17 protein-coding genes, 1 rRNA gene and 1 pseudogene are annotated in these 23,663 nt (G+C 66.4%); 3 read left to right on the forward strand and 16 right to left on the reverse strand.

Features of this window, described 5'->3' with window-relative positions:
* Positions 1 to 93: 93 nt before the first annotated feature.
* The 4 genes from QFZ57_RS17165 to QFZ57_RS17180 form a co-directional block, all read right to left on the reverse strand.
* Positions 94 to 1,618: ribosomal RNA gene (locus QFZ57_RS17165) — 16S ribosomal RNA — on the reverse strand.
* Between the two features lie 493 nt (positions 1,619 to 2,111).
* Positions 2,112 to 3,425 carry a tyrosine--tRNA ligase gene (gene tyrS / locus QFZ57_RS17170; RefSeq protein ID WP_306901060.1) on the reverse strand — a complete coding sequence of 438 codons (1,314 nt, stop codon included), beginning with the start codon at positions 3,423 to 3,425 and terminating at the stop codon, positions 2,112 to 2,114.
* Positions 3,426 to 3,459: 34 nt separating this feature from the next.
* Positions 3,460 to 5,688: a HelD family protein gene (locus QFZ57_RS17175; RefSeq protein ID WP_306901061.1), complete on the reverse strand. Its 2,229-nt coding sequence runs from the start codon at positions 5,686 to 5,688 to the stop codon at positions 3,460 to 3,462.
* A 51-nt stretch (positions 5,689 to 5,739) separates the two neighbouring features.
* Positions 5,740 to 6,429, reverse strand: a complete 690-nt coding sequence (locus tag QFZ57_RS17180) for a DNA-3-methyladenine glycosylase (protein ID WP_306901062.1) — start codon at positions 6,427 to 6,429, stop codon at positions 5,740 to 5,742.
* Positions 6,430 to 6,557: 128 nt separating this feature from the next.
* Here QFZ57_RS17180 and QFZ57_RS17185 point away from each other — a divergent pair, with 128 nt between their 5' ends.
* Together QFZ57_RS17185 and QFZ57_RS17190 are read left to right on the forward strand one after the other, a co-directional pair.
* Complete coding sequence (locus tag QFZ57_RS17185; protein ID WP_306901063.1) at positions 6,558 to 8,036, forward strand: AlkA N-terminal domain-containing protein; 1,479 nt, start codon at positions 6,558 to 6,560, stop codon at positions 8,034 to 8,036.
* The gene (locus QFZ57_RS17190) at positions 8,033 to 8,527 is read left to right on the forward strand and encodes a methylated-DNA--[protein]-cysteine S-methyltransferase (RefSeq protein WP_306901064.1); all 495 of its coding nucleotides are present in this window, start codon (positions 8,033 to 8,035) and stop codon (positions 8,525 to 8,527) included. The genes QFZ57_RS17185 and QFZ57_RS17190 overlap by 4 nt, the downstream gene beginning before the upstream one ends.
* Before the next feature lie 80 nt (positions 8,528 to 8,607).
* Here QFZ57_RS17190 and QFZ57_RS17195 read toward each other — a convergent pair whose 3' ends face one another.
* The 10 genes from QFZ57_RS17195 to argC all read right to left on the reverse strand — a co-directional run bounded on the left by QFZ57_RS17195 (position 8,608) and on the right by argC (position 18,716).
* Positions 8,608 to 9,348 (reverse strand): maleylpyruvate isomerase family mycothiol-dependent enzyme, encoded by a 741-nt coding sequence (locus tag QFZ57_RS17195; protein WP_306631717.1) that lies wholly within the window; start codon positions 9,346 to 9,348, stop codon positions 8,608 to 8,610.
* 21 nt (positions 9,349 to 9,369) lie between these two features.
* On the reverse strand, positions 9,370 to 9,918 hold the full coding sequence (locus tag QFZ57_RS17200) for a pyridoxine/pyridoxamine 5'-phosphate oxidase (protein ID WP_306631718.1): 549 nt from the start codon (positions 9,916 to 9,918) through the stop codon (positions 9,370 to 9,372).
* A gap of 70 nt (positions 9,919 to 9,988) precedes the next feature.
* Positions 9,989 to 11,473, reverse strand: a complete 1,485-nt coding sequence (gene argH / locus QFZ57_RS17205) for an argininosuccinate lyase (RefSeq protein ID WP_373461266.1) — start codon at positions 11,471 to 11,473, stop codon at positions 9,989 to 9,991.
* Positions 11,474 to 11,478: 5 nt separating this feature from the next.
* Positions 11,479 to 12,684 (reverse strand): argininosuccinate synthase, encoded by a 1,206-nt coding sequence (locus QFZ57_RS17210; RefSeq protein ID WP_306631719.1) that lies wholly within the window; start codon positions 12,682 to 12,684, stop codon positions 11,479 to 11,481.
* 44 nt (positions 12,685 to 12,728) lie between these two features.
* Positions 12,729 to 13,259, reverse strand: a complete 531-nt coding sequence (locus QFZ57_RS17215; RefSeq protein WP_056338242.1) for an arginine repressor — start codon at positions 13,257 to 13,259, stop codon at positions 12,729 to 12,731.
* Positions 13,259 to 14,260 carry an ornithine carbamoyltransferase gene (gene argF, locus QFZ57_RS17220; RefSeq protein WP_306901065.1) on the reverse strand — a complete coding sequence of 334 codons (1,002 nt, stop codon included), beginning with the start codon at positions 14,258 to 14,260 and terminating at the stop codon, positions 13,259 to 13,261. Before argF ends, QFZ57_RS17215 begins: the two co-directional genes overlap by 1 nt.
* The gene (locus QFZ57_RS17225) at positions 14,257 to 15,510 is read right to left on the reverse strand and encodes an acetylornithine transaminase (RefSeq protein WP_306901066.1); all 1,254 of its coding nucleotides are present in this window, start codon (positions 15,508 to 15,510) and stop codon (positions 14,257 to 14,259) included. Before QFZ57_RS17225 ends, argF begins: the two co-directional genes overlap by 4 nt.
* A complete protein-coding gene (gene argB, locus QFZ57_RS17230) occupies positions 15,507 to 16,466 on the reverse strand; it encodes an acetylglutamate kinase (protein WP_306901067.1) in 960 nt (319 codons plus the stop codon). Before argB ends, QFZ57_RS17225 begins: the two co-directional genes overlap by 4 nt.
* Before the next feature lie 55 nt (positions 16,467 to 16,521).
* A complete protein-coding gene (gene argJ / locus QFZ57_RS17235) occupies positions 16,522 to 17,688 on the reverse strand; it encodes a bifunctional glutamate N-acetyltransferase/amino-acid acetyltransferase ArgJ (RefSeq protein WP_306901068.1) in 1,167 nt (388 codons plus the stop codon).
* Positions 17,685 to 18,716 (reverse strand): N-acetyl-gamma-glutamyl-phosphate reductase, encoded by a 1,032-nt coding sequence (gene argC / locus QFZ57_RS17240; RefSeq protein ID WP_306901069.1) that lies wholly within the window; start codon positions 18,714 to 18,716, stop codon positions 17,685 to 17,687. The genes argJ and argC overlap by 4 nt, the downstream gene beginning before the upstream one ends.
* Positions 18,717 to 18,873: 157 nt before the next feature.
* Between argC and QFZ57_RS17245 the strand changes: the two genes are divergently transcribed.
* Complete coding sequence (locus QFZ57_RS17245) at positions 18,874 to 19,839, forward strand: quinone oxidoreductase family protein (RefSeq protein ID WP_306631725.1); 966 nt, start codon at positions 18,874 to 18,876, stop codon at positions 19,837 to 19,839.
* 82 nt (positions 19,840 to 19,921) lie between these two features.
* Here QFZ57_RS17245 and pheT read toward each other — a convergent pair whose 3' ends face one another.
* Positions 19,922 to 22,465, reverse strand: a complete 2,544-nt coding sequence (gene pheT / locus QFZ57_RS17250; RefSeq protein WP_306901070.1) for a phenylalanine--tRNA ligase subunit beta — start codon at positions 22,463 to 22,465, stop codon at positions 19,922 to 19,924.
* 2 nt (positions 22,466 to 22,467) lie between these two features.
* Positions 22,468 to 23,531 (reverse strand): annotated as a pseudogene (gene pheS, locus QFZ57_RS17255) (phenylalanine--tRNA ligase subunit alpha).
* Positions 23,532 to 23,663: the final 132 nt, after the last annotated feature.

Below are 23,663 nucleotides of genomic sequence, written 5' to 3' on the forward strand. Positions count from 1 at the left end.
ACGGAACGAACGTCCATGCAACGGGCCTTTACTCCTGACAACCCCCACACCCCGGCATACACCAGGACAGGAACGGTTGTAGGTGCTCCTTAGAAAGGAGGTGATCCAGCCGCACCTTCCGGTACGGCTACCTTGTTACGACTTAGTCCCAATCGCCAGTCCCACCTTCGACAGCTCCCTCCCACAAGGGGTTAGGCCACCGGCTTCGGGTGTTACCAACTTTCGTGACTTGACGGGCGGTGTGTACAAGGCCCGGGAACGTATTCACCGCAGCGTTGCTGATCTGCGATTACTAGCGACTCCGACTTCATGGGGTCGAGTTGCAGACCCCAATCCGAACTGAGACCGGCTTTTTGGGATTAGCTCCACCTCACAGTATCGCAACCCTTTGTACCGGCCATTGTAGCATGCGTGAAGCCCAAGACATAAGGGGCATGATGATTTGACGTCGTCCCCACCTTCCTCCGAGTTGACCCCGGCAGTCTCCTATGAGTCCCCACCATCACGTGCTGGCAACATAGAACGAGGGTTGCGCTCGTTGCGGGACTTAACCCAACATCTCACGACACGAGCTGACGACAACCATGCACCACCTGTAAACCAGCCACAAAGTGGGGGACGCATTTCTGCGCCTTACTGGTTCATGTCAAGCCTTGGTAAGGTTCTTCGCGTTGCATCGAATTAATCCGCATGCTCCGCCGCTTGTGCGGGCCCCCGTCAATTCCTTTGAGTTTTAGCCTTGCGGCCGTACTCCCCAGGCGGGGCACTTAATGCGTTAGCTACGGCGCGGAAAACGTGGAATGTCCCCCACACCTAGTGCCCAACGTTTACGGCATGGACTACCAGGGTATCTAATCCTGTTCGCTCCCCATGCTTTCGCTCCTCAGCGTCAGTTAATGCCCAGAGACCTGCCTTCGCCATCGGTGTTCCTCCTGATATCTGCGCATTTCACCGCTACACCAGGAATTCCAGTCTCCCCTACATCACTCTAGTCTGCCCGTACCCACCGCAGATCCGGAGTTGAGCCCCGGACTTTCACGGCAGACGCGACAAACCGCCTACGAGCTCTTTACGCCCAATAATTCCGGATAACGCTTGCGCCCTACGTATTACCGCGGCTGCTGGCACGTAGTTAGCCGGCGCTTCTTCTGCAGGTACCGTCACTTTCGCTTCTTCCCTACTGAAAGAGGTTTACAACCCGAAGGCCGTCATCCCTCACGCGGCGTCGCTGCATCAGGCTTGCGCCCATTGTGCAATATTCCCCACTGCTGCCTCCCGTAGGAGTCTGGGCCGTGTCTCAGTCCCAGTGTGGCCGGTCACCCTCTCAGGCCGGCTACCCGTCGTCGCCTTGGTAGGCCATTACCCCACCAACAAGCTGATAGGCCGCGAGTCCATCCAAAACCACAAAAGCTTTCCACCAACCACCATGCGGCGGCCGGTCATATCCGGTATTAGACCCAGTTTCCCAGGCTTATCCCAGAGTCAAGGGCAGGTTACTCACGTGTTACTCACCCGTTCGCCACTAATCCCCGGTGCAAGCACCGGATCATCGTTCGACTTGCATGTGTTAAGCACGCCGCCAGCGTTCATCCTGAGCCAGGATCAAACTCTCCGTTGAAGTAAAACAGACACAACCGCAACCACCGGAAATAACGGCGGAAACGGCTGCACAAAATTTGAAACCAGCTAAAAACACCATGCCAACCACGGAGGTGGCGGCACAGCACAATCAACCAATTCATAAAACAATTGGTATCAACAAACTTGGCACACTATTGAGTTCTCAAACAACAGACACATTCGAATATTCCCGGAACAATTCACCAAATGAATTTCTGTTCCGTATTTCTTCGCTGCGATGTTTCAATCTTATTTCATTCATATTCACTTTCGCAAATCCGGTCATTTTCCCGGAATTCACTTGGTGGAATGAATCCGCCCAGCAAAACAAGCAGCAATTTCTCCAAATCCACGCTGTGCGCGGCAAGAATTGCTTCTCATCAGTTGGGGGTTTGTCGCCACTCAGCGGCGGCGACTCAGAAAACAATACACGCCCCCCAACAGCCGTGCAAATCGGCTGCCGGAAGGCGTGCATGCAGGACCCGGAGGTGCTAGGGAACCAGCACTTCAACAGTTGCCAGGTTCTTCTTGCCCCTGCGCAGGAGCAGGTACTGACCGTGCAGAAGTTCGGACTCGGAGATCACAGCCTCGGGATCGGACACCTTCTCGTTGTTGACGTAGGCGCCGCCTTCGCCCACTGTCCGCCGGGCGGCTGACTTGCTTTCGGAAAGACCGGACGCCACCAGCAGGTCGATAATCCCCATCCCATCGACCTGCACCATTGTGGAAGGAAGTTCCGACGTCGCCGCCTGCAGGGTTGCCTTGTCCAATGCGGCCAGGTCCCCGTTCCCAAAAAGTGCCGCGGAAGCAGCAATCACCTTTTCGGTGGCGTCAACCCCGTGCACCAGTGAAGTCACTTCAAAGGCGAGCTTCCGCTGGCCCTCGCGGGCGAACGGACGCTCGGCCACAGAGACGGCAATCTCTTCAATTTCGGCGCGTGTCAGGAACGTGAACACCTTGAGCCGGTCCACCACGTCGGCATCGGCGGTGTTGAGCCAGAACTGGTAGAAGGCGTACGGGCTGCACATGCCGGCGTCCAGCCAGATGGCGTTGCCCTCGCTCTTGCCGAACTTGGTTCCGTCAGAGTTGGTGATGAGCGGCGTTCCCAGGGCGTGGACGCTCTTGCCCTCCACCTTGCGGATCAGTTCCGTACCGCTGGTGAGGTTGCCCCACTGGTCCGAGCCGCCGGTCTGCAGGACGCAGCCGTAGTCGCGGTAGAGCTGGAGGTAGTCCATGCCCTGCAGGATCTGGTAGCTGAACTCGGTGTAGCTGATGCCTTCGTCCGAGTTCAGGCGGGATGCCACGGCGTCCTTGCGCAACATCGTTCCAACGCGGAAGTGCTTGCCCACTTCACGCAGGAAGTCGATGGCACTCAGGGGTGCGGTCCAGTCCAGGTTGTTTACCATCCTGGCGGCGTTATCCCCCTCGAAGCTGAGGAACCGGCTGACCTGGGCCTGAAGGTAGCCCACCCATTCAGCCACCGTTTCCTTGGTGTTGAGGGTGCGCTCCGCTGTGGGGCGGGGATCGCCGATCATGCCGGTGGAGCCGCCCACCAGTCCAAGCGGTTTATGCCCGGCCAGCTGAAGACGCCGCATGACCAGGAGCTGGACAAGGTTCCCCAGGTGCAGGCTCGGCGCGGTGGGATCGAACCCGCAATAGTACGTGACCGGCCCATTGGCGAGGAGCTTTTCGAGCTCTCCTTCGTCGGTGGAGACATGGACCAGCCCACGCCACTTCAGTTCCTGCCAAATGTTGGGGAAAGTGGGGTCGTTGCGCTGCGGTTCGAGGTTGTTCAGTTCTGGCACGCTTCCTAAGTTAGCAGTAACGCCCAACGCCCGGTCAGCCGGCAATGCCGGCCGGCACGGGTTGCGCCGCAATCAGCCGCAGCCGCTGCGTGGCGCGGGTCATGGCCACGTACAGGTCCCCCACCTTGCCGTGCTCGTGGTTGAGCATGACGGACGGTTCCAGGACCACGACGCCGTCGAATTCCAGGCCCTTTGCCTCGCGCGGGCTGATCACCACGATGTCCTGTTCGTAGCTGCCGGCACCCGTTCCGATCCGGCGCCCGTACGCGGCACGCAGGGCGGACGTGGCCTCGGGCAGGAGGTCACCGTCGGCAATCACGGCGAGCAGGCCGCCGTCGAGCGCCTTAAGTTCCTCTGGGATGACCTCGACAAGCCGGCTGACCACCCCGTCTGGCGCCACTTCGTCGATGATGGGCGCCCAGCGCCCTTCGCGCACGGCCTTGGGCGCGGAAACCACAAGGCCGGCGGCGTTGGCCATCCTGACAGCGGCTTCGGCGATCTGCGACGGCGTGCGGTAGTTGACGGTCAGCTCCTCCAGCTGCCAGCGGTCACCGAACATCGGGGCCAGCGCCCCTTGCCAGGAGTTGGCACCTGCCACGGAACTGGTCTGCGCGATGTCGCCCACAATGGTGAAGGACTTCAGCGGGCAGCGCCGGACCAGCAACCGCCATTGCATGGGTGAGAGTTCCTGCGCTTCGTCCACCACGATGTGCCCGAAGGCCCAGGTGCGGTCGGTCGTTGCGCGTTCGGCAGCCGTCTGCCGGGTTTCCTGTTCCCGGTTCTGCTCGGCGAGTTCCTCCGCCGACATCAACGGGTCCACACCGGCAACCTGCATATTGACGAGGGTCTGCTTGGCGTTGGCGAGGTCGCGGGCACGGTCATGCTCCTGCTGCGCCAGCCCGCGCCCGGCCGCCGGATCCAGCTCACCGAGCAGTTCGGCGGCCTCGTCCAGCAGCGGTACGTCGGATTCGGTCCACGGGGCATCGGCGGGACGCTGCAGCAGCGCCCGTTGGGCCGGCGTCAGGTTGGGGGTGCAGAATTCCAGCACCTCCGGCTTGCTGAACAGATCGGAGATCAGTTTCTCCGGCGTCATGGGCATCCAGCACAGGTTGAGCGCGATCCGCACGTCGCGGGCCGCCCGGACGTCCTCGGCCAGGTACGAGCGGTCCGCGTTGTTTCCGATGTTGCCGGCCTCAACGAGTTCGGTCATTTGTTCGGTCAGCTCGCGCAGCAAGATCTTCACGAACGTCACGCGTGCCTCGTTGTACGGCTTTCCGGTGGCACGGGCACGTTCCCGGGCACGCCGGACCTGACGCGGTGTCAGGGTAAGTTTGCGGCCGTCCACCTCAAGGATCCGGTTCTGTGCGGGGACGCGCATGCGGTTGGACACGGCGTTGGCCACAATGGCAGCCATGTCCAGGCGCCCCTTGATGGCGGCCACGTCCGCATTGGTTTCGGGGACGGCGTTGATGCCGGGCATCAGGCGGCCAACGCTGGCCATGACGACGCCGGTCTCGCCGAGCGAGGGCAGCACCCGCTCGATGTAGTTCATGAACGACGACGACGGTCCCACCAGCAGCACACCGGCGGTCTTGAGCCGGTCGCGGTGCGTGTAGAGCAGGTAGGCGGCCCGGTGCAGGGCCACGGCGGTCTTGCCCGTGCCCGGGCCGCCCTGGACTACCACGGCGCCGGAGATTGAGGACCGGATGATGCGGTCCTGCTCCGACTGGATGGTGCTGACGATGTCCGACATGCGGCCGGTTCGCTTGGAGTTCAGGGCAGCAAGCAGGGCCCCTTCGCCCTGGAGCGATTCTGCGTCCGTGAGCATGCCGGCGTCCAGAACGTCATCCTCGATGGCTTTGACGTCGCGGCCCTGCAGGATCAGGTGCCTGCGGCGCCGTACGCCCTGCCGGTCAAAGGCGGTGGCCTGGTAGAAGTGGCCGGCCTCGGGGGCGCGCCAGTCCACCATCAACCGCTGCAGGTCCTCGGTGGTGAGGCCGATGCGGCCAATGTATTGCGCTTCCCCGGAATCCAGGTCCAGGCGGCCAAAGACCAGCCGGTCATCCACCGCATCCAGCTGCGCCAGGCGGTCCTCATACAGTGCGGCGAACGCATCACGTTCCGAAACGTTCTGCATGGTGCCCACAGCTCCGGCACGACGGACCTGCGCCAGCTGGCGGCGCTTTTCCTCCCGGAGCTCCTCCAGCCGGGCATACAGGCCGGCTACATAGTCCCGTTCGTGGGCCAATTCGGCGTCGAGCATCAACGTTCCCCTATCGCAAAAGACAGACCGTCCATTCTACAACCATTTCCGTTAACGCTTGTGAAACCTTGCAGCCGGCGGCGCACCTGCAGGCTGCTTCCGGATCCGGGGCTTCGCGGCCTTGTACCTGGAGACTGTGGGGTCGCCGGTGAGCCAGAACCGCCAGGCGTATTCCTCCAAGCCCCCGGCGCCGGCCACGCCCACCCGCGGACCGGAACTGACCGGGCCGCTGCTGCCGGAGGGAAGCTCCAGCCCGAAAGGCGGAGCCAGTGCATCCCGGCCGCTGTCCGCCGTCGTCAATCCCAGTGCTTTGGCGAGGCGGGCCGGGCCGCTGGCCAGATCGGCGGGAGTTTTCGACGTGGGACGGCGCCGCTGTGCCAGCTCAAGCCCGTCCACGATCTCCCCGGCCCGGAGCAGCAGGGCGGACGCGGTGCCCGCCGGACCGCAGACGATGTTGGTGCAGTGATGCATGCCGTAGGTGAAGTAGACATAGAGGTGCCCGGCGGGCCCGAACATCGGTGCGTTGCGTGGCGTCGGGCCGCGGTAGGTATGCGAGCCGGGGTCCGGATGAAGTGAATCCTCCGGCCCAAGGTAGGCCTCCACCTCGGTGAGCCGGATGGACACGCTCCCGTCGCGGGACTCATGGGTCAGCACGGCGCCCAGCAGTTGCGGTGCGAGCTCGCGGGCATCCCCGGACAGGAAACTCCGAAGCTGCCCGGCGCCCGAAGTGCTTTCGTTCATTGCTTGACCTTACCCGGAGGCGGCTGGCTTGATGCGTTCAGAACGCGGTCCGGCGCCGGATTTCAGCCCGCCACGGCCATGTCCGATTTCCGCTAGAACCAGCAGGCGGCGGCTGGCAGGATGGAGGAATGGACTTCTGGCAGCGCTACCGGGCAATCGATACCCGTGATCCCCGGTTCGACGGCCAGTTCTACACCGCGGTCCGCAGCACCGGGATCTACTGCCGCCCCTCCTGCCCCGCCCGGACTCCCAAGGCATCGAACGTGACGTTTTACGAGACCTCCGCCGCAGCACATGAGGCCGGCTACCGCGCCTGCAAACGCTGCCTGCCGGAGGCGGTGCCGGGCACCCCGGCCTGGAACATGCGCCAGGACGTGGCGGGCCGAGCGATGCGGCTGATCAACGACGGCGTGATTAACCGCGACGGGGTGGCAGGCCTTGCCTCGCGCCTGGGCTATTCGCCGCGCCAGCTCAACCGGATCCTGGGCCAGGAGCTTGGCGCCGGTCCCCTGTCGCTGGCCCGCGCCGCAAGGGCCCAGACCGCACGCACCCTGCTGGTGTCCACCTCCATGAAGCTGGCCGACATCGCCTTCGCCGCCGGCTTCAGCAGCGTCCGGCAGTTCAACGAAACCATCGCGGAGGTGTTCGACATGACGCCCACTGCGCTTCGCAGGACGGTCCGGCACCCGGCACCGGGCGGCGGCACCACGGCCCTGACGCTGGGCCTGCCCTACCGCCCGCCGTTCGATCCGGGCATCTTCTCCTTCCTGGCGGTCCGCGCCATCCCCGGGATCGAGGAGGGCACGCCCACTTCCTACGCCCGGACGCTGCGTCTCCCCCACGGCGACGCGCGGTTCCGGGTGGAGTACGACGACGGCGCGCGGGAACGGCAGCTCACGCTCACCGTGGGTGCGGTGGACCTTCGCGACCTTCCGGCGCTGCTCAGCCGCGTGCGGCGGCTGTTCGACCTGGACGCGGACCCGGAGTCAATTGACGGCGCCCTCGCCGCCGACCCCCGGCTTGCTGCCTCCGTTGCCAACACTCCCGGGATGCGCCTGCCGGGGGCGCTGGACCCGCAGGAACTGCTGGTCCGGGCCATGGTTGGCCAGCAGATCACGGTGGCGGCAGCCCGCACCGCACTGACCCAGTTGTCCACGGCCGGCAGTCCCAGCAGTACATCCGGCGGGGGCCTGGACAGGTTGTTCCCCACCCCCACGGAAATCGCGGCGGCCGCACATCTGCTGCGCGGCCCCAAAAGGAGGATCGGGTCGCTCCTCCATGCAGCCTCAGCCATGGCCGGCGGGGAACTGGACTTCGGTTATGGCGACGACCTGGCCGGCCTGCGCGCGAAACTGCTGCCCTTGCCGGGAGTGGGACCGTGGACCGTGGGGTACGTGGCCATGCGGGTCCTGGGCGCCCCGGACGTCTTCCTTGCGAACGACGCCGCCGTGCGGAACGGCATCCGCGCACTTGATAATGGGGATAACGCCCTTAGTCCTGACTTCCGGGAGACCAGTCCGTGGCGCTCCTACGCCACCATGCACCTGTGGCGCGCCGCGGCCCGGCCCGCACTGACACCAACCGTTCCCGCGAAAGGGATGCCATGAAAGCGCAGCTGCTGCAACTGTCCACCCCGGACGGACCGTTCACGGTCCTAGCCCGGGACGGCGTGGTCCTTGCCTCGGGCTGGACGGCCGGCCTTCCGGAACTGGCCGGACAGGTCCATCCGGCGCTGCGCCCTGACGCCGTGGAAGAGGTGACAAACCTTGGCGGCATCTCGTCCGCCGTCGAAGCCTTCTACAGCGGCGACCTCGGCCCGGCCATGGCAGTCCCGGTCCGCCAGCAGTCCGGCCCGTTCCGTGCCCACGCCTGGGATGTACTGCGCCAGGTCAAACCGGGCGCACCGGTCACCTACAGCGAGTACGCGGCGCTCGCCGGCAACCCGCGCGCAGTCCGGGCGGCGGCAAGCGCCTGCGCCTTCAATGCGGCAGCCCTGTTCGTTCCCTGCCACCGCGTGATCCGCACCGACGGCTCGCTGGGCGGCTTCCGCTGGGGCCTGCGCATCAAGGAGAGCCTGCTGGCCCGCGAGGCCGCCTGACCCGACGGTTGCCCTGCCCTCTTGCGCTATCACTTTTGGTTGCTAAACCCATGGTTTAGGTGCCAAAAGTGATAGAGCAATCAACTCTTGGGTTCCGGCATCGCCGAAGGCCAGGGCAGCAGGCCGGGAAGGTCGGTACTGTCCCCGGCGGCGGTGGCCCGCAGGCTGTCCAGCGATGGCTTACGCCCCGCGAGCCACGCGGCGATGTCCGTGACCATGCCGCTGACGACGACGGTGCTGCCGCCGGCACCGAGGGCCAGCGGCGGAAGTGCCACCGGCTGCAGGACAAGCCGGGTTCCGGCCGGGATGCGGGCGGCCAGGAAGTCGAAGAGGTGGGAGCAGAAGTCCCTGTTCCAGGTCTCGGGTCCCGTCCCGGTATCCAGGTCCGAGGTGTGAATGACGAGCTCCCGCCAGAGCGCCAGCCCGGCATCGAAGATGACCCCGTCGCGGAACGCGATGGGGGTCTGCCACTCGTCCCCGCCCAGCGCATCAAACGCAGCCAGCGCCCGGCGCAGCGCAGCATCGACGTCCTCCCGGTGCCGCTCAAGGCTGTGCCCGGCGGCGAGATCGATGGCGCGGTTTCGGCCGTCCACGCCGCCGTCGTAAAGCTCCACCTTTTCGCCGCGTCGGCCGTATTCCACTTGCCGGGCCAGGGCATCGCAGATCCCGGCGAGATGGGCCAGGAGGTGGCCGCGGCTCCAGCCGGGAAGGGTGGACGGAGCGGTTTCGCCGCCGGCGGGGATGCGGTCCAGCCCGGCAGTCAGCGCGGCGCCGGCCTTGTGCAGTTCAGCCAGGAGCACGGCAGGAGAAGGAGAGGTCATGCGGCCAGCCTAGCGGAGCACTCAAGCCAGCGGAGTTCCGTCCGGCCCGACACGGTGGCGGACGTGGTTGCCGTCGTTGCCGGCCTGCCAGAACTCGATCTCGGCGGGCTGAAGAGCGTAAAGCTGCCAGTGCGGGTTGTCGCTGCCGTCGGCCCGGGGCCGCTCGTGCCAGTCGACGGCGGAGGCCTCGGCGGAGAGCTCAGTCACGGTGCCAACCACCCGGACCTGGCGGCCCAGGCCAGCCCAGTAGAAGTTCATGGCGGCACGCGGCTCGGCCGCCAGTTCGCGGCCCTTGCGGGAGGTGCGCGACGTGGCGAAGTGCCAGCCGTCGTCGTCAATGTTCTTCAGGATCAGCATCCGCGAGGACGGCTGCGGCGCGCCCCCGGACCCGGCACCTACTGTGGCCAGGCTGAACGCGTGCGGCTGCTGCTGCCCTGCGTCCAGCGCCTCGTCCAGCCACTGCTTAAACAGCAGTGCCGGTTCCTGCGGGGCGTTGTCCGGGTCGAAACCGGGCAGGTCGGAGGGGAAGTCGGGCAGGGTGCGAAGGAACTTGCGGAAGGTTTCGCTCATGGACCCAGCCTAGCCACATGCGGCAAAGGGGCCCCGCGGCGTACCACGGGGCCCCTTGCAGCCCAGGCAACTACCCTGCGTACTCCCGGACGCCGGAGAGCTCGGCTTCCAGCGCGGCAAGCTGGCGTTCGACGGCGGCCGGTGCCGTTCCGCCCTGGGAGTTGCGGCTGTTGAGGGAGCCCTCGGTGGAGAGAACGGTGCGGACCTCGGGAGTCAGGTGCTCCGAGATGGCCGCGTATTCTTCGTCCGTGAGGTCCCATAGCTCCACGCCGCGCGACTCGGCCTGCTTGACCGCCGCTCCGGAGAGTTCGTGCGCCTCGCGGAACGGGACGCCCTGGCGGACCAGCCATTCGGCAATGTCCGTGGCAAGCGCGAAACCCTGCGGGGCCAGGGACTCCATCCGCTCGGTGTTGAACGTCAGGGTGGCGATCATGCCGGAGACGGCCGGAAGCAGCAGCTCCAGGGTGTCCGCGGCGTCGAACACCGGCTCCTTGTCCTCCTGCAGGTCGCGGTTGTACGCCAGCGGCAGGCCCTTGAGCGTGGCCAGCAACCCGGTGAGGTTGCCGATCAGGCGCCCTGCCTTGCCGCGGGCCAGCTCCGCCACGTCCGGGTTCTTCTTCTGCGGCATGATCGAGGACCCCGTGGAGTACGAATCATGCAGCTTGACGAAGGAGAACTCCTTGGTGGCCCAGAAGATGACTTCCTCGGAGATGCGGGACAGGTCCACGCCGATCATGGAGCAGACCCAGGCGAATTCGGCGAAGACATCGCGGGACGCGGTGCCGTCGATCGAGTTGTGCACGGCGGAGTAGAAGCCGAGGTCCGCTGCCACAGCCTCAGGGTCCAGTCCCAGCGAGGACCCGGCCAGCGCGCCGGAGCCATAGGGCGAGACGCCGGCGCGCTTGTCCCAGTCCTGGAGCCGCTGCACGTCACGCAGCAGGGCCCAGGCATGGGCCAGCAGGTGGTGGCTTAGCAGGACCGGCTGGGCGTGCTGCAGGTGCGTCCGCCCCGGCATGGCCACACCGTGGTGCGCCTTGGCCTGCTCCACCAGGGCATCCACCGTGGCAAGGACGCCGCGCGCGATGATCTTTGCGTGGTCGCGCAGGAACATCCGGCCCAGCGTGGCCACCTGGTCATTGCGGGACCGGCCCGCGCGGAGCTTGCCGCCCAGCTGGGTTCCGGCCCGCTCAATCAGGCCCCGCTCCAGCGAACCATGCACGTCCTCGTCGGACTCTGCGGGCAGGTAGGCGCCGGAAGCCACGTCCTCATCAAGCTGCGTCAGGGCAGCAAGCATGCCTTCCAGCTCGGCGTCATCGAGTAAACCCGCCTTGTGCAGCACGCGGGCGTGCGCCTTTGAGCCGGCGATGTCGTAACGTGCCAGCCGCCAGTCGAAGTGCGTGGACTTGCTGAGCGCCGCGAGGGCGTCGGCGGGACCGCCGGCGAACCGGCCGCCCCACAGCGTGCCCGTGTTAGTCCCCGAGCGCACCCCAACCTCGCTGCGCTCGGATGGGGACCCCTGCGCTCGTGGGCCCTGTTTGGAATTCTGCTCACCCACGCGGGCTACTTTCCCGCAACCCGGATGTCGCGGCCGGAGGCAACCTTGGCGGACATGCCCCACAGCTCGATGAAGCCCTTGGCCTGGGACTGGTCGAAGGTGTCGCCGGTGTCGTAGGTGGCGAGGTTGAAGTCGTAGAGCGAGGTGTCGGAGCGGCGGCCGTTGACGACGGCCTGGCCGCCGTGCAGGGTCATGCGGATGTCGCCGGAGACGTACTTCTGGGTGTCTTCGATGAACGCTTCCAGGGAACGCTTGAGCGGAGAGAACCACTGGCCGTCGTAGACCAGCTCGGACCAGCGCTGGCCAACGGTGGCCTTGAAGCGGGCCTGCTCGCGCTCAACGGTGATGTCCTCGAGGTGCTTGTGGGCGGTGATGAGCGCCATGGCACCCGGGGCTTCGTAGATTTCGCGGGATTTGATGCCCACCAGGCGGTCCTCGACGACGTCAATGCGGCCCACGCCCTGGGCGCCGGCGCGGCGGTTGAGTTCCTTGATGGCCTGCAACGGGGTGACCTTGACGCCGTCGATCGCTACCGGAATGCCGGCTTCGAAGGAGATGATGACCTCATCCGGTGCCGGCGGGAACTCCGGGGTGGCGGTGTAGTCGTAGATGTCCTTGGTGGGGCCGTTCCAGATGTCCTCGAGGTAGCCGGTTTCCACGGCGCGGCCCCAAACGTTCTGGTCGATGGAGTACGGGTTCTTCTTGGTGGTCTCGATGGGCAGGCCCTTTTCCTCGGCGAAGGCGATGGCCTTGTCGCGGGTCAGGGCGAGGTCGCGGACCGGTGCGATGCACTTCAGGTCCGGGCCGAGGGTCTGGATGCCGACCTCGAAGCGGACCTGGTCGTTGCCCTTGCCGGTGCAGCCGTGCGCAACGGTGGTGGCGCCGAATTCGCGGGCGGCCTTGACCAGGTGCTTGACGATGACGGGACGGGAGATGGCGGACACCAGCGGGTAGTGGCCCTGGTAGAGGCCGTTGGCCTTCAGGGTGGGCATGCAGTACTCGTTGGCGAACTCGTCCGAGGCGTCGGCTACATAAGCCTCAACGGCGCCGCAGCCCAGGGCGCGCTGGCGGATGGTCTCGAGGGACTCCCCGCCCTGTCCGACGTCCACCGCCACGGCGATGACCTCGGCACCGGTGGCTTCACCGATCCAGCCGATGGCGACGGAGGTGTCCAGGCCGCCGGAGTAGGCCAGCACAATGCGTTCAGTCACTTTAGATGCTCCTTGTTGGGTTGGTTGGTTCGTTGTCTTCAAGCTTATTGCCCGGCTTCCTCGGCCATTTGCAGGAAGCGGGCTGCGAGGTCCGGGCCGCCCAGCGGGTCGCGGGAGACCAGCAGGACGGTGTCGTCGCCGGCGATGGTGCCCAGGATGGACGGCATCACCGAGTGGTCGATGGCCAGGGCCAAAAAGTTCGCCGCGCCGGGCGGAGTGCGCAGGACGGCGATGTTGGCGGAGGCTTCGGCGGTGACCAGCAGTTCGCTGCACAGCCGGGCCAGCCGCGCGTCGAGGATCTCCTGCGTCACACCGCTCTTCGCGGCCCGTTCACCGCCTTCGCCGGGGACTGCGTAGACCAGGACGCCTTCCTTGCCGCGGACGCGGACGGCGCCCAGTTCCACGAGGTCGCGGGACAGCGTGGCCTGGGTGACCTGTACGCCGTCGTCCGCCAGCAGCGCCGCCAGCTCAGCCTGGGAACGCACGGACTGCCCGGTAAGGATTGCCGTGATGCGCGCCTGCCGGGCGGTCTTGGTGGCCGGGCTGGTGCCCGGGGTGGACGGCTGGGCGGACACTAGAACGTGCTCTCCCCAGTGCCTTCAACGGGCGAAAGACCCTCGACGAAGGCCAGGCCCGAGCGGTGCATCAGCCAGGCCATCAGCGCCTTCTGGGCGTGCAGCCGGTTTTCCGCCTCGTCCCAGACGATCGACTGCGGGCCGTCGATGACATCGGCGGAGATCTCGTAGCCGCGGTAGGCAGGCAGGCAGTGAAGCACGACGGCGTCATCCGCGGCGAGTGCCATGGCGTCCGAGTCGACGGAGTAGTCCCGGAAGAGCTTCATCCGGGCTTCCTTTTCGGCTTCCTGGCCCATTGAAACCCAGGTATCGGTGGCCACGACGTCGGCCCCCTGCAGCGCTTCCTTCGCATCTGTGGTGATGAGCACGGAACCGCCGGTTTCAGCAGCTCGTCCCTTCGCGGCTGCCACGATGTCCGCGGCCGGCAGGTAGCCCTCCGGTCCGGCGATCCGGACGTGCATGCCGGCGGTGACTCCGGCCAGCAGGTAGGAGTTGGCCATGTTGTTGGCGGCATCCCCAAGGTAGCTCATGGTGAGGCCCTTGAGATTGCCCTTGTGTTCCTTGACGGCGAGCAGGTCGGCCAGGAGCTGGCACGGGTGGTAGTCATCGCAGAGGGCGTTGATGACCGGAACCCTGGAGTTCTCGGCCATGGCCACCAGGCCGGCGTGCGGGCCGGTGCGCCACACGATGGTGGAGACCATCCGTTCCAGCACCTTGGCGGTGTCCTCCACGGATTCCTTGTGTCCGATCTGCGCCTCGCCGGGGTTGATGATCAGGGCGTTGCCGCCCATGTCCGCGATGCCGGCGGCGAACGAGACGCGGGTCCGGGTGGAGGTCTTGTCGAAGATCACGGCCACCGTCTTGCGTCCGCTGCCTTCCGCGGCGAACGGCTGGACACTGTAAGGGGCAGCCTTCATGCGGGCGGCAAGTTCGAGGACTTCCGCCTGTTCGGCGGGGCTGAGGTCGGTGTCCTTGAGGAAGTGCCGGGTTGCGGTAGTCACTGGGCGTCCTTAGCTGTCTGGAGGATTGCCGGGAAGGCGGCGAGGAAGGAGTCGGCCTGTGCCGTGGTGAGGATCAGCGGCGGCGCCAGGCGGATGGTGCGGGGGCCCGGGCTGTTGACGATGAACCCTGCTTCAAGGCCGGCCTGCACCACGGCGGGGGCCACATCGGCGTCGAGGTCGAAGCCGATCAGGAGTCCCTCACCCCTGACCTCGGTGACTCCCTGGATGGCGGCCAGGCCGGAGCGCAGGTGCTCCCCCACGGCCACCACATTAGCGAGCACGTGCTGGCTTTCAAGGGTGTGGAGGGTGGCGAGGGCGGCGGCGGTCGCCACTGGATTGCCGCCGAAGGTGGTGCCATGCTGACCGGCGGACAACAGCGACGAAACCTGCTCGCCAAAGGTGACCAGGGCACCGACGGGGAATCCGCCGCCCAGGCCCTTGGCGAGTGTGACGGCGTCGGGGACAATTCCGGCGTCCTCGCTGGCGAACCACTTGCCCGTGCGGCCGATGCCGGTCTGGACCTCGTCCAGGATCAGCAATGCTCCGACCCGGGCCGTCAGTTCGCGTGCAGCCCTCAGGTATCCGGGCGGCAGGGGGCGTACGCCCGCCTCACCCTGGATTGGCTCAAGGAAGACCGCCGCAACGGTTTCATCGACTGCGTCTTTGAGCGCCTCGATGTCCCCGAACGGAATGTGCTCCACGCCGCCGGGCAGCGGCTCGAAGGGAGCACGGTAGGCTTCCTTGGCCGTGAGCGCCAGGGCGCCCATGGTCCGGCCATGGAACGCGCCCTCAAGGGCGATGATTTTGGTCCGCTTGGTATCCCCTCCGCCTGTGTTGCGGCGGGCCAGCTTGAAGGCGGCCTCGTTGGCCTCGGTTCCTGAGTTGGTGAAGAACACCTTGGAACCGGCCGGCGCATCGCTGAGGGCCAGGAGCTTTTCGGCCAGAGCAATCTGGGTGGGGCTGGTGAAGAAGTTGGACACGTGGCCGAGCGTTGCCAGCTGGCTGGCGATGACTGACGTCACGAACGGGTGGGCGTGGCCCAGGGCGTTGACGGCGATGCCGCCCAGCAGGTCCAGGTACTCCTTGCCGTCGGCGTCCCACACCAGGCAGCCGGCGCCGCGGACCAGGACCCGCTGCGGCGTGCCGAACACGTTCATGAGCGAGCTGGAGTAGCGGGAGAGCCACTCGGAGCCGGCGTGGCCGGTGGTTTCCACTAACTCAGTCACTGGGGACTTCTCGACGGTGTTCATCCGTTGATCTCCTCGTCGGGGACGACCTGGGTGCCAATGCCCGCCGTCGTAAATGTTTCAAGAAGCATGGAATGGGCCAGGCGCCCGTCCACGATGTGGGCCCGTTCCACGCCCTCGTCAACGGCCTTGAGGCAGGCGGCCATCTTGGGGATCATTCCGGATTCGAGCCTGGGCAGCATCTCCCGCAGTTCCGACGCCGTGAGCGAGGAAATCAGGGAGGACTTGTCCGGCCAGTTGGCGTAGAGGCCTTCGACGTCGGTCAGGATCACCAGCTTGGAGGCGCCCAGGGCCGAGGCCACCGCGGCCGCTGCCGTATCCGCATTGACGTTCAGGACCTGGCCCGTGGGCTGGAACCGTGCGGTCCCCGCCACGCTGTCGCCGCCGTCGACAATTTCCGGGGCCACCGTGGAGATCACGGGGATGCGGCCGGCGTCGAGGATGTCCACGATGCCCGCGGGGTCGACACCCACCACCTCGCCCACCAGGCCGAGGTCGACCTCTTCCCCGTCCACCACGGTGCCGGTGCGGACGGCGCGCAGGAGGCCGCCGTCTTCGCCGGACATCCCCACGGCGTAGGGGCCGTGGGAGTTGATCAGGCCCACGAGTTCGCGTCCCACCTGGCCGGTGAGGACCATGCGGACCACGTCCATGGCCTCGGGCGTGGTGACGCGCAGGCCGCCCTTGAACTCTGACTCAATGCCGAGCCGCGCGAGCATGGAGTTGATCTGGGGGCCGCCGCCATGGACCACCACGGGATGAATGCCCACGTGGTGGAGGAAGACGATGTCTTCGGCGAAAGCGCGCCGGAGTTCGTCGTTGACCATGGCGTTGCCGCCGTACTTGACCACCATGATGGTGCCGGCGAAGCGCTGGATCCAGGGCAGCGCCTCGATCAGGGTTGCTGCCTTGTCCTGGGCGTCGGACATGCTGGTGGTTTCACGCGTCTGGGTGTTCATGTTGTCACTTTCCGCAGCGGTTTCTGCCGTGCGCGGGCACTGGCTGGAGGAGCTCCTAGCTGGAGTAGGCGCTGTTCTCGTGCACGTAGTCGTGGGTGAGGTCGTTGGTCCAGATCGTGGCTTCGGCATCGCCTGCCTGAAGGTCGATCTCCACCAGCACCTCCCGCGGTTCCAGGTCCACCAGGCTGCGGTCGTCGCCGATGCTGCCATTGCGGCAGATCTGGACGCCGTTCATGGCCACATTGAGCTTGTCCGGTTCGAACGCCGCGTCCGTGGTGCCAACGGCGGAGAGCACACGGCCCCAGTTGGGGTCCTTGCCGAAAATGGCGGCCTTGAACAGGTTGGAGCGGGCCACCGAGCGGCTGACCGTTTCGGCATCCGCTTCGCTGGCGGCGTTGAAGGTGCGGATGGCGATGTCGTGGCTGGCGCCTTCGGCGTCGGCGATCAGCTTCCGTGCGAGCTCGGCGCAGACCTGGGTGAGACCGGTGCCGAAGGCCTCGGCTGACGGTACTGCGCCAGAGGCGCCGGAGGCCAGCAGGACCACGGTGTCATTGGTGGACATGCAGCCGTCGGAGTCGGCACGGTCGAAGGTGACGCGGGTGGCATCGCGGAGGACGACGTCGAGCAGTTCCGGCTGCACCATGGCGTCCGTGGTGAGCACCACCAGCATGGTGGCCAGGCCGGGGGCCAGCATGCCTGCTCCCTTGGCGATGCCGCCGATGCTGAATTCCTGGCCGTCGGTGTCGGTGCCGATGAACAGCGCGGACTTGGGCACGCTGTCGGTGGTCATGATGGCCGTGCCGGCAGCCGGGCCGCCCTCGGTGCTGAGCGCCGCAGCGGCGGCTTCCACACCCGGCAGGATCTTGTCCATGGGCAACTGTTCACCGATCAGGCCGGTGGAGCAGACGAAGACATCCGTGGCAGAGATGCCCAGGACCTCAGCCACTTTTTCGGCGGTGCTGTGGGTGTTCTGGAAGCCGGTGGGCCCGGTACACGCGTTCGCTCCGCCGGAGTTAAGGATGACCGCGTCCACGCGCCCGTCGGAGACCACCTGGCGGGACCAGTGCACGGGGGCTGCAGCCACCCTGTTGCTGGTAAAGACGGCGGCGGCAGCCTTGGACGGGCCGTCATTGACGACCAGGGCGAGGTCCGGGTTGCCGGAGGCCTTCAGTCCGGCGGTGACGCCGGCTGCCCGGAATCCCCGGGGTGTGGTGACGGTCACGGGGCTACTCCCTGCAGGTTGAGGCCGGCGGTTTCCGGCAGGCCGAGTGCGATATTCATGGATTGCACGGCGCCGCCGGCGGTGCCCTTGGTGAGGTTGTCAATCACGCAGGTGACGATCACCCGGCCGGTGTGGGCGTCGAATGCCAGCTGCATGGCCGCGTGGTTGGAGCCCTGGACCGACTTGGTTCCGGGCCACTGGCCCTCGGGCAGCACGTGCACGAACGGCTCATCGTCATACGCCTCGGCCCAGGCCAAACGCAGCTGCGCGGCGGTGGTGCCGGCCTTGACCTTTGCCGTGGCGGTGGTGAGGATGCCCCGGCTCATCGGAGCGAGGGTGGGCGTGAAGGAAACGGTGACCTGCTCCCCCGCCGCGCTGGAAAGGCCCTGCTCGATCTCGGGTGTGTGCCGGTGGCCGCCGCCCACGCCGTAGGGGCTCATGGAGCCCATCACTTCGGCGCCGATCAGGTTGACCTTGGCCGCCTTGCCGGCACCCGAGGTGCCGGACGCGGAAACGATCACGACGTCGTCGGGCTCCAACAGGTGCGCGGCGAACCCGGGGGTCAGTGCCAGGAGGGCGGACGTGGGGTAGCACCCGGGCACGGCGATGCGCTTGGCGCCCTTGAGGGCTTCGCGCTGGCCGGGCAGTTCCGGAAGTCCGTAGGGCCAGGTGCCGGCATGTGCCGAGCCGTAGAACTTCTCCCAGGCTGCGGCGTCCTCAAGGCGGTGGTCGGCGCCGGCGTCGATGACGATTGTTCCTTCGGGCAGCTGGGCGGCGATCTCAGCGGAAGCACCGTGCGGCAGCGCGAGGAAGACAACATCGTGGCCGGACAGGTTCTCCACGGTGGTGTCCTCGAGGATGCGGCTGGCCAGTCCGTGCAGGTGCGGCTGCAGTTCGCCCAAGCGGGACCCTGCGTTGCTGTGGGCTGTGATGGCGCCGATGGTCACCCCGGGGTGTCCGGCAAGGAGGCGGAGGACCTCTCCCCCGGCGTACCCGCTGGCTCCGGAAACCGCAACAGAAATAGTCATGCTCCGACTATACAGCAATAGTTATGCATAGGAGCCGATATTTATGCACAGATCGTGGCCTTGGATGACTCGTCAGCTTGTCGTCCCGGTCGGCGGTGTCCCTAGGATGGTTCCGGCAGCCGGGGCCGGAGACGCCGGGACCCGTGAAAGGAGAGCCATGACGCACGCAATCGTCGCACGGCAGGCAGGCGGACCGGAAGTCCTTGACTACACCGAAGTTGAAACACCCGTTCCGGGGCCGGGCCAGCTGCTGTTCAAAGTGGGCGCGGCCGGCGTCAACTTCATCGACACCTACAAGCGCAGCGGCACCTACAAAGTTCCGTACCCCCTCGTTCCCGGCACGGAGGCCGCAGGAACGGTGGAGGCAGTGGGTGAAGGTGTCACCGGCTTCTCCGTCGGTGACCGGATCGCCACGGCCGAGGGCATCAACTGCTACGCGGACTACGCACTGGTGGGCCAGGATGCCGCGCTGCCGGTACCGAAGGGCCTGGACGTCTTCACCGCCGCCGCCCTCCCCCTGCAGGGCATCACCGCCCATTACCTGATGAACTCAACGTTCAAGGTGGAGCCTGGCCACAAGGTCCTGCTGCATGCCGGTGCTGGCGGCGTGGGGCTGCTCCTGATCCAGCTGCTTAAAGCCCGGGGCGCCGAAGTCATCACCACGGTCTCCACGGATGAAAAGGAGCAGTTGGCGTCCGACGCCGGCGCGGACCACGTGCTGCGCTACGAGGGTTTTGCGGAGCGGGTCAGGGACATCACCAGCGGGACCGGCGTGGACGTCGTCTACGACGGCGTGGGGAAGGATACCTTCGACGGCTCGCTTGCTACGCTGCGGGTCCGGGGAATGCTGGTGCTTTTCGGTGCCGCGTCGGGCCCCGTCCCGCCGTTTGACCCGCAGCGCCTCAACGCCGGCGGCTCGCTGTTCCTGACCCGCCCCACCATGGGCCACTACCTGCGGGACGCGACGGAGCGGCGCTGGCGCTCGGACGAGGTCTTTGCTGCCGCCGCCGACGGCAGCCTGAAAGTGCGGATCGGCGCCCGCTACCCGTTGAGCCAGGCGGCCCAGGCGCACCGCGACCTCGAAGGCCGCAAGACCACCGGCAAGGTCATCCTGGTTCCCTAGCCCACCGCTTTTCCCGCGTAATGCAGAAATCCCCGCAACCAATCCAGGTTGCGGGGATTTCTGTCATGCAGGGGCGGCCAGCTCAGCGCTGGACCGCTCCAAAGCGCTCGGCAGCCAGCGCAACTGCGCCTTCACGCGCCGCCGAGGCTTCATCAGCGGTCAGTGTGCGGTCAGCCGCCCGGAACCGGAGGCCGAAGGCCAGTGACTTCTTGCCCTCCTCGATGCCCTTGCCTGCATAGACGTCGAACAGTGCCACGTCTTCCAGCAACTCACCCGCACCTTCACGCAGGGTGGCAAGCACCTCGTCCGCGGGCACCTCGGCGGGGACCACAAGGGCAACGTCCTGGGTGGCCACCGGGAACGTGGAAATATCGCGCGCCACGATAACGTCCGGTGCCGCCTCGAACAGGGCGTCAGCATTGAGTTCCAGCGCCATCGAACGCGCAGGCATGTCCGAAGCTGCCAGCAGCTTCGGGTGCAGTTCGCCCGCGTACCCCACGGTCTCCCCTGTCCGCAGCGCGAGCCGGGCGGTGCGGCCGGGATGGAACGCCTGGTGGCTGCCCTGGCTGACCACGAGGTCAACGCCAAGGACGTCCCCCGCCAAGCGGGCAACATCCAGCGCATCCGCCCAGTCCCACGCGCGCGGCGTGTGGGAGGCGGCGGCCGGGGAATCATGGCCCGTCAGGACGGCGGCCAGGTGGAACGGCTGGTCCGGGACGCCGTCGTACAGTGCGTCGAGCACCTCCGTGGCAGGCTTGGCGCCCAGCGGCGGAATGGACGCGGTGCCCACGGTCCCTTCGGGCAGGAACACCAGGCCAGATTCGAACAGGGCCAGGTCACGGAAGCCGCGGGAGTGGTTCCGCTTAGCCACCTCGATCAGCCCGGGCAGGATGGAGGTGCGCAGGTAGCCCTGCTCCTCGCTGATCGGGTTGGCGAGCTTGACAGCACTCCGGGCCGCACCCTCTTCCGCCGTGCCGAAGGTGTCGTTGGCCGCCTTGGAAACGAACGGGTAGGACAGGACCTCGGTGAGTCCGGCATCCGCCAGGGCCTGGATCAGGCGCCGGCGCTGCTGCTGGGTCCGGGTAAGGCCGCGGCCGGGAGGGGCCACGGGCAGGGTGGCGGGAATCTTGTCGTAGCCCACCAGCCGGGCGATTTCCTCAGTCAGGTCTTCCTTGGCCTCCAGGTCGCTGCGCCAACTGGGCGGCGTAACGGTCCAGCCGCCGTCGTTCTTCTCCACCACGGCGCCCAGGTCCTCAAGGGAGGTGACGATCTGCTCTTCCGTGAAATCGATCCCGATCAGGGCGGCGGGGAAGCCGGCGGGCAGCTCAATGGTGACGGTCTCCGGGGCTGTGCCCACGTCAGTTCCCGCTTCATCCGCCGTGCCACCGGCCAGTTCCACCAGCAGATCCACCACACGCTGGGCAGCGAGGCCCGCCACCTGCCAGTCAACCCCGCGTTCGAAGCGCTTGGACGCCTCGGACGGCAGCTTGTGCCGGCGCCGCGACCGCCCGATGGACACCTCGTCAAAGTGGGCCGATTCCACCAGGACGTTCGACGTCGAGTCACTCACCTCGGTTGTCGCGCCGCCCATGACGCCGGCAATGCCGATGGCGCCGGACTCGTCGGTGATGAGCAGGTCCTCGGCGTCAAGGGTGCGTTCCTTGCCGTCCAGGGTGGTGATCTTCTCGCCGGCGGACGCACGCCGCACTACGATGTCACCGGACAGCTTGTCCAGGTCGTAGCAGTGCGTGGGCTGGCCGAGTTCGAGCATGACGTAGTTGGAAATGTCCACCGGCAGCGAGATGGAGCGGACGCCTGCCAGCCGGAGCCGGGACACCATCCACGGCGGGGTGGGCCTGGTGGCATCCACGCCGCGCACGGTGCGTGCCACAAAGCGGTCGCAGCCGGGCTTGCCGTAGATGGGCGCGTCATCGTTGAGCTTGATGCCGTAGCCGCCGGACAGTTCCGCGGGCGCGTGGACCTTGCCGGCCGGGTCTGTGAAGGAGGTACCGGTGGCGTGCGCGTATTCCCGGGCCACGCCGCGGATGGAGAACGCGTAGCCGCGGTCGGGGGTGACATTGATTTCGGCAGCCTGGTCGTAGAGCCCCAGCAGCTCCATGGCATCAGTGCCGATTTCGGGGTCCAGCCCAATACGGGACAACACCAGGATGCCGTCGTGGTCCTCGCCGATGCCCAGTTCGCGGACTGAGGCAATCATGCCGGCGGAGAGGTGGCCGTAGGTCTTGCGGGCCGAGATACGGAAGTCCCCGGGCAGCACGGCGCCCGGGAGGGTGACCACCACCTTGTCGCCCTCAACGAAGTTGTGGGCGCCGCAGATGATGCCCTGGACACCGGACGGGTCAATGCCGTCTCCGGTGAGGGTCTGCTCCTGCCCTTCGGGGACAACGCGGACCTGGCACCAGTTGATGGTTTTGCCGTTGGTCTGCGGTTCCTTCACCAGGCTGAGGACCTGGCCCACCACGATGGGACCCCGCAGGGTGTCGGTGGGACGGTGGACGGCCTCTTCTTCAAAGCCGACCTTGACCAGCTCGGCCATGACGTCTTCGGCCGTTGCATCGGCCGGTACGGCCGCGAATTCACGCAACCAGGAAAGGGGGATACGCACTGTTAGATCTCCATCCCGAAGTGCTCGCTGAACCGTACATCGCCTTCGATCATGTCGCGCATGTCCCCCACCTCATTGCGGAACATGAGGGTGCGCTCGATGCCCATGCCAAAGGCAAAACCTGAGTAGACGTCCGGGTCGATGCCCGCGGCACGCAGGACGTTGGGATTGACCATGCCGCAGCCGCCCCACTCGATCCAGGCCGGGCCGCCCTTGGCGCCGGGATGGAAGATGTCCAGCTCGGCGGAGGGCTCGGTGAACGGGAAGTAGTTGGGGCGCAGCCGGATCTGGGCCTCGCCGCCGAACATCTGGCGTGCGAAGTGCTCAAGGGTGCCGCGGAGGTCCGCCATGCTGAGGTTCTTGTCGATGGCAAGGCCCTCGAACTGGTGGAACACCGGGGTGTGGGTGGCGTCCAGCTCATCTGTGCGGAACACCTTGCCCGGGCACAGCACGTAGATGGGCAGCTCGCGTTCCAGCATGGAACGCACCTGCACCGGGGAGGTGTGTGGGTGCGCATCAGCAGGTGGGCTTCGGGGGGTTCCACGAAGAAGGTGTCCTGCATTTCGCGGGCGGGGTGGTCCGGCTTGAAGTTCAGGGCGTCGAAGTTGAACCACTCGGATTCCACCTCGGGGCCTTCGGCGATTTCCCAGCCCATGCCCACGAAGATGTCGGCCACGCGGTCCTGCAGCGTGGAGAGCGGATGGCGGGCACCGGCGCGGCGACGGCGCGGGGCGGCGGTGACGTCAACGGTTTCCTCGACCAGGATCCGGGCGTCGTTCTCGGCTTCCAGCACCGCGGTCCGGTCGGCGAGCGCCTTGTTGACCCGGCCGCGGGAGGCGCCCATCAGCTTTCCGGCGAGCGCTTTCTGGTCCTTGGGCAACCGGCCAATTTCACGGTTGGCAAGGCTCAGCGGCGACTTCTCACCGCTGTGGGCAAGCCGCACCGCCTTCAGCTCGTCCAGGGTGGCCGCACCGGCGATGGCGGTGATGGCCTGATCTACAGCGGCGTTGATGGCGGCCTCATCCGTGGGGTTCGGGATGGCGGCGCCCGGCAAAGTTTCAGTCATCTACTGTTCTTAGCTACGAGTCGTGGCTGCCGGCGGGCGGGGCAGCCGTGCGCGGTTTCCCGCCCGGCGCGTCCGTCGCTGGCAGGTCATGGATGAATGCGCTGAACGTCAGTGTCATTCAATGACCAGGTC

Origin of the sequence: Arthrobacter sp. B1I2, assembly GCF_030816485.1 — a bacterium.
Taxonomy (GTDB): Bacteria; Actinomycetota; Actinomycetes; order Actinomycetales; family Micrococcaceae; genus Arthrobacter.